Here is a 6,205-nt window from a genome sequence, read left to right as displayed (position 1 = left end):
AGTAGTACTGCCATCTGCAATGTCAACGGTGCCATTGAGAACTTGAATTTCCGGGACGGTAATGCCAGGGGCTTCGTATGCACCAATATCAATCACTGCGGTGCCATTACCATCGCCATCCTGAGGAATCTTCTTAGTGATGCTATTGAAGGCATTGGAACCAGCATCAATCGCAGCACTTCCAGTTTTGAGCGCAAAATTCCCTCCCGCCGCATCAACAAATTGGGGATCTTGATCAAAAATATTCTGCAATCCTGTGGCATTTAGATTATCTGAAGCTTGGAATTGATCCGAGTTATAAACAAGGTTGTGGTTAAAGTTGACATTTGTAGAATAGTTAAGAACATTAGCCACTTGATTGTCGCTGGCATACATGATATTGTTCTCGACTCTAACATTGCCTGAGTAATTGACTTTAATCTCCCCGGTGTTAGCGACATTGAGGCTATTTTGGTAAACTGTATTGTTGATAATATCGACATTGTTAGCTTTGAAGGCGTCAATACCAGAGTTACCATTGTTATAGACTATGTTATTGGCAATTAAAGCTTTGCCAAGATAAGGTGTCCCATCTTTACTCTGATTAGTAGTATCAAGCATTAGCCCATGCCCTTCAGTAATCTGACCAGCTTGTTGCCAGGGAACTAAACTTTGATTATCAAAAACAATATTGTCTCGATAAATTATTTTGTAATCAGTAGTATTGTTATCAGAATTAAAAGCATTAAGTGTAGTGATACCCTGAGCACCATAAGGGGTATACCAAGCGTTTCCAGACACAACATTTTTCTCAACTGTGATGTAGTCTGAATTACTTGATTCAATACCACCACCTGGAAAGTTACTAACTGTGTTACCAGAGATGACAATGTGGTGAGGATTACTACCGCCCACTCCTTGGCTATTTGTCCAGGCTTTTATACTAATTCCACTGGAATTGGTTAAAGGGTTGTTGAGATTATCCTTCTGTTGTAAGGCATATTGTAGAGTGATATTTTCCCGATTGCCTTCTAGATCAAGTCCTTCAATCCGTACATAGGATGAACTAAATATATTAATGCCACTTCCCGTTGTTTTGATTATAGGTGTAGCCCCTGGATAAGCTTTGATTGTTGTCCAGTTATCTGCTGAACCATTAAAGTTAAAAAGCGTAGCGCCTTTGTCATAAGTTCCATTCATGACGTAGAGCGTGTCACCTGTTTGCATCTGATACACGGCTCTGCCCAAACTGCGAAACGCACTTCCTTCTATTAAGCCATTATTGTTATCATTGCCTGTTCCAGAAACGTAGTATGTTTTGCCAGCCATAGATTTACTCCGAATGTGTATAAAGGTAATTGGTAAGTTATTTGAAAGGGTCATTTGTCTGGACTTTTCAGGACAGTCACAGTTGTCCGAACGCGACTTGAAATCGCATCGGTTGTAGAAATGTTGTTGTTAAGCTGAAAAATTTTCTCCTGTCAACCGTTGATGGTTAAACCAGGGGTATCGATACTGTTAATCGTCAGGGTTTTGTTGAGGACGATCGGACGATTAGCACATAGACGCTTCCTTGCGAGCTTGTCCAGAAAAACTACGGCTCGATGGAGTCGAATTGAATCGTATCTTCATCTGTAGCAGCTGCAATCGCTACTCTTTATGAGCCAGCTTTCTTATCTGCTATATTCGATACGGTGATCATATTTGGCATAGGAATTCCTCTGAACTTTATCTGTTGTCTGAGGTCAGGAGGTTGCCAAATCGACATGGTAAAATCCACCCCTGGATAATAACTGGGGACTTAAAGTGACAGTGGTAAAAGTTAAATTGGTTGAAACTTTAGTAGGTTGACCCCTTAACTTAAGGGAACTAATGTAACAACTTAGTCGAACCTGTTGTAAGCGGTGTAACTGAGCCTTGTGAACTCATGTATTAAAACTAACCTTTACAAATGATGCTTCCATCAGTAAATACTCTTAATATAGTTCTTTTTTTTACAACAAAAGCGAAAAAATTATGGAAGTGTCCTGTTAATTTTTAGAGTGATATGGGAATGAAGAGCGCTTTGTGCGAGGATTTGATGAAGTTTCTCTAAACATTTTTAAAGAAGCTAGGACTTACGCATTGACAGAGACAACCGCAAAACCCACAACTACAACTCATTCCTTGGTTGGTCGAGCATCAACGTTCTATGGGACTGGTTAAGGCAGTGCGTCAGCGACACCGACACCGGCGCAACGCCTCAAGGTTGCTTGACATCTGGGCATCGACCTTAACTTGACACAAATAGCTTCTCACCCACCCCACAATCAGTAATTGAGTATTTTTCACTAAGTACGCGGGCTAAACGCCCTGCTACGGCTAAGTCAGTTTGTCGTTGCGATCCCGGCACAAGAGAAGAGGGTTTTAGCCGAATGGCACTAAGAAAAGCCCAAAGGCTTGTGTCGCCTCGTTCCCAGTCTTAAGACTGGGAATGTATTCAAAAGAGGCTCTGCCTCTCGTCAAGCCACTGGAGGCGGAGCCTCCCAGAATGGGTTCCCAGCCTAGAGGCTGGGAACCAGTCAGCGCAAGGGCTGTATCTTAACTTAGTGCCATTCGGTTTTAGCCTAGTTCATCAATTTTTGAGATAGTTTGGTTTGATTGCGCTCTTCCTTACTTAATCTTCATAATATAAACACTGAAATAAACTCCAGAATACCTGTTCTTTAACCATTACTGGTTCAGATAGCGGTGGCGGTGCAGGAATTCAAGCTGATTTACTGTCTATTATTCATCGGCAACGTTTTGATTGGAAAGATGTTTTTTGGAATGGCTGTTATTTGACTACTGTGGTGGTGTTACTAGGTGAGGTGAAGGAGCAATGGCTTGGCGTTGGGAGTAATGCTAAATTTGTTAATCCTTGAGAATATCGCAGTCTGTATAATTCGTAAAAACTAAAAACTTTGCCATTAAATTGCAAAATTGTAGGGGCACAAATATATTGCGCCCCTATCTGTGTGATCTATTTAATTGGAAACCGCCTTGAAAGTCGATTCATGTTTGAATTACACTTCCACTCAGTTGATAAAATTTGAGATTTTAAATTTTGGATAATGGAATTGAAGATTCAAAACCTAAAATTTAAAAAGGGTTACGAGCAAGCGAATTTATACTCGCTCTGCGAGAAGCAAGCTCGTGAAACAAATCTAAAATCCGTCTTGGAAAGTTCCGCGATCTGAGGCTTCCGACGCTCAGACTTTCCGCAAAATCTAAAATTAAATGACAGAGCCAGTGACTTGATTGCTCTTTTCAATCTAAAATCTAAAATCCCAAATTGTGTGACCCGACCGAACTATGCTTGAACGATGAAGTCGGAAGCAGTAAGAGTGGGCGCACCGGTAAGTTGTGCAAATTGACCACCACTGCCGAAACCAGCAGCGCTACCATTTTGATTGTATAGTAACTGCCCAGTCATCGGGTTGTAGACAATTACAGCATTGCTAACCGCCCCTAAACTGGTGATTTTAAAATTACTGGACTTACTAAAACCCGTTCCCACAGCAGAAGTAATGGCACTAAAGGTGGTCTTATCCAGAACAATTTTGTCACCTTGAGAGTGATTGAAGTCAGCGATCGTATCAATACCCACAGCAGCGCTAGTAAAGCCAGCATTCGTGTTGTAGAGGAAAGAGTCAGCACCCATACCACCGACGAGAAGATCATTGCCTTTTCCACCAATGAGAAGATCATTGCCAGTACCTCCTCGTAGTTGGTCGTCACCACCGTAACCATTGATGGTGTCATTACCCCCTTGACCATTAATGACATCCTTGGAGTTGTCAAAACCGGCAATGTTATTGTTCAAGTCATTGGGAGCGGTAACGCTGATGCGGGGGGCTTCGTATGCACCAATATCAATCACTGCGGTACCATTACCATCGCCATCCTGGGGAATGTTCGTACTGATGCCATTGAAAAGACTGGAACCAGCATCGATCGCAGCACTTCCAGGTTTGAGTGCAAAATTCCCTTTGGCCGCATCAACAAATTGAGGATCTTTACCCAAAATATTCTGCAATCCTGTGGCATTTAGATTATCTGAAGCTTTGAATTGAGAAGAGTTATAAACAAGGTTGTGGTCAAAGTTGACATTTGTAGAATAGTTAAGAACATTAGCCACTTGATTGTCGCTGGCATACAGGATATTGTTATCGACTCTAACATTCTCTGAGTAATTGACTTTAATCTCGCCGGTGTTAGCGACATTAAGGCTATTTTGGTAAACTGTATTGTTGACAATATCGACATTTTTAGCTTTGAAAGTATCAATACCAGAGTTGCCATTGTTGTAGACTATGTTATTAGCAATTAAGGTTTTACCTAAGTAAGGTGTTCCATCTCTACTCTGATTAGTAGTATCAAGCATTAGTCCATGCCCTTCAGTAATCTTGCCAGCTTGTTTCCAGGGAACCAAACTTTGATTATCAAAAACAACGTTGTCTCGATAAATTATTTTGTAATCAGTAGTATTATGATCAGAATTAACAGCAAAAAGTGTAGTGATACCCTGAGCACCATAAGGCGAATACCAACCGTTTCCAGACACAATATTTTTCTCAACTGTGATGTAGTCTGAATCACTGAATGCAATGCCACCACCTGGAAAGTTATTAACTGTGTTACCAGAGATGACAATGTGATCAGGGTTACTACCACCCACTCCTTGGCTATTTGTCCAGGCTTTTACACTAATTCCACTGGAATTGGTTAAGGGGTTGTTGAGATTATCCTTCTGTTGTAAGGCATATTGTAGAGTGATATTTTTCCGATTACCTTCTATATCAAGTCCTTCAATCCGCACGTAGGATGAACTAAATATATTAATGCCACTTCCCGTTGTTTTGATTATAGGCGTAGCCCCTGGATAAGCTTTGATTGTTGTCCAGTTATTTGCTGAACCATTAAAGTTAAAAAGCGTAGCGCCTTTGTCATAAGTTCCATTCATGACGTAGAGCGTGTCACCTGTTTGCATCTGATACACGGCTCTGCCCAAACTGCGAAACGCACTTCCTTCTATTAAGCCATTATTGTTATCATTGCCTGTTCCAGAAACGTAGTATGTTTTGCCAGCCATAGATTTACTCCGAATGTGTGTAAGGGCAATTAGTAGTACACTCTCAGCAACTTTATTCAGTTGCTAAGTAGTTATTTGAAAGGGTCATTTGTCTGGACTTTTCAGGACAGTCACAGTTGTCCGAACGCGACTTGAAATCGCATCGGTTTGTAGAAACGTTATTGTTAAGCTGAAAAATTTTTCTCCCGTCAACCGTTGATGGTTAAACCAGGGATATCAATACCGTTAATCGTCAGGGTTTTGTTGAGGGTGATCGGACGATTAGCGTGTGGACGCTTCGCCTCCGGGTTTGTCCTGAAAAACTACGGATGGATGGAGTCGAATTGAATCGTATCTTCATCTGTAGCAACCGCGTAGGCGTAGCCCGTCGTAGACATCGATGCTCTTTGTGAGTTAGCTTTCCTATCTGCTATATTCGATACGGTGATTATATTTGGCATGGTAATTCCTCTGAACTTTATCCTTTGTCTGAGGTCAGAAGGTTGCCAAATCGGCATGGTAAAATCCACCCCTAGCTAATAACTGGGGACTTAAAGTGACAGTGGTAAAAGTTAAATTGGTTGAAACTTTAGTAGGTTGACCCCTTAACTTAAGGGAACTAATGTAACAACTTAGTCGAACCTGTTGTAAGCGGTGTAACTGAGCCTTGTGGACTTATGTATTGAAAGTAACCTTCATAAAGGACACCTGATATCAGCAAATACTCTGAATCTAGTTATTATGTTTACAAAAAAACAGATATTTTTACGCAATCGTCGTGGTAAGTTCTGTTAATTTCCAGAGTGATATGGGAATGGAGAGCGCTTTGTGCGAGGATTTGATGAAGTTTCTCTAAAAAGAACTTCGGTGACTCAGCACTTTCAAGTCGGGCTGCCGTAAATGTTTGTAGTTGCGATCAGGCACGAGGGAAGAGGGTTTTAGCCTAGTACAACGCGGCGTAAATAAACTACCCATTCCAAATCAATGAAACGCTTACGCTGTATACCTGTTTGAATTTTGAATGCAAGAATTTTGAATTTTGAATTCCGCCTTGCGGTACTAGTTCATCAATCTTTGAGATATAGCAACGGACAAGAAGGTTAGGACATTAACTGATGATAAAACCTATATACA

At 41.1% G+C, this 6,205-nt stretch carries 3 protein-coding genes; all 3 read right to left on the bottom strand.

From position 1 onward, the window contains the following. On the bottom strand, nucleotides 1–1,308 hold a 1,308-nt coding region (locus tag HWQ41_RS11130; RefSeq protein WP_292762552.1), incomplete at its 3' end, for a right-handed parallel beta-helix repeat-containing protein. Between the two features lie 2,002 nt (nucleotides 1,309–3,310). Beyond that, nucleotides 3,311–5,092 carry a choice-of-anchor Q domain-containing protein gene (locus tag HWQ41_RS11125; RefSeq protein ID WP_292762550.1) on the bottom strand — a complete coding sequence of 594 codons (1,782 nt, stop codon included), beginning with the start codon at nucleotides 5,090–5,092 and terminating at the stop codon, nucleotides 3,311–3,313. Nucleotides 5,093–5,394: 302 nt separating this feature from the next. Beyond that, entirely contained in the window at nucleotides 5,395–5,532 is a 138-nt protein-coding gene (locus HWQ41_RS11120; protein WP_292762547.1) for a hypothetical protein, read from the bottom strand. Between the last annotated feature and the right edge of the window lie 673 nt (nucleotides 5,533–6,205).

This window comes from Nostoc sp. NOS(2021) (assembly GCF_017115025.1).
Lineage (GTDB): Bacteria > Cyanobacteriota > Cyanobacteriia > Cyanobacteriales > Nostocaceae > Nostoc.
The sequence above is the reverse complement of the archived record's forward strand: the minus strand, read 5'-3'. Positions and strand labels throughout refer to the sequence as shown.